Origin of the sequence: Paenibacillus xylaniclasticus (assembly GCF_004001065.1) — a bacterium.
Lineage (GTDB): Bacteria > Bacillota > Bacilli > Paenibacillales > Paenibacillaceae > Paenibacillus_T > Paenibacillus_T xylaniclasticus.
In genome coordinates this window covers 1-624 of the sequence record NZ_BIML01000043.1, presented here as the reverse complement: position 1 = coordinate 624, position 624 = coordinate 1, and the positions used below count along the sequence as shown (strand labels likewise).

1 pseudogene is annotated in these 624 nt (G+C 50.6%); it reads left to right on the top strand.

The window, feature by feature from the left end:
* A pseudogene (locus PXY01_RS20950) lies at positions 1 to 337 on the top strand (hypothetical protein); the annotation flags it as partial.
* Positions 338 to 624: the final 287 nt, after the last annotated feature.

Sequence of the window (624 nt, the reverse complement as noted above, 5' to 3'; positions counted from 1 at the left end):
GGAAGGTGCGCCAGCGATGCCGGAAGGCGTACAAGTAGGTCAAGCAGAGTCGAACGGCGCGCAAGCAGCGCCGAATGATGGCCAAATGGGGCAAGCGGCGCAAGGGGACGGTCAGGCAGGCGGCGGTGGTTTCGGTGGAGGCTTTGATGGAGACTTCGGTGGAGGCCCGCCGGGCGGCTTTGGAGGCGGTATGGGCGGACCACCAGGCGACTTTTTTGGCGCCGGAAAGACTGCTGTCAATGAAGGCAGCACATCCGAGGCGCTGACAACAGGCGTTTTGTTAATCGTCCTAATACTGGCGTGCTTCTTCGTCGTAAATTTCCGCAAGAAACATTAACTTGAATAATGGTTGAGCAGAATACAGCAAGCTTGTTGTCTGCTCAACCATTATTTGTTTTGATCTACAACGAAGTTAATTCCTGCACTCGTTGCATTAACGTAGCCATAGGCGAAGGATGAGTAGAAGAACGTTTGCACAAAATGCAGACATTTCAGCAAATACGGTCGTTGCGTCCAGCACGAACAAAGGGAATGACGGTCAGCCCTTTTGGCTTTTTTATCTAAAAAAAAGCTCATCTATTGCTGTTATCAGCAACGGATGAGCTGGTTATTGATATAAGGAAT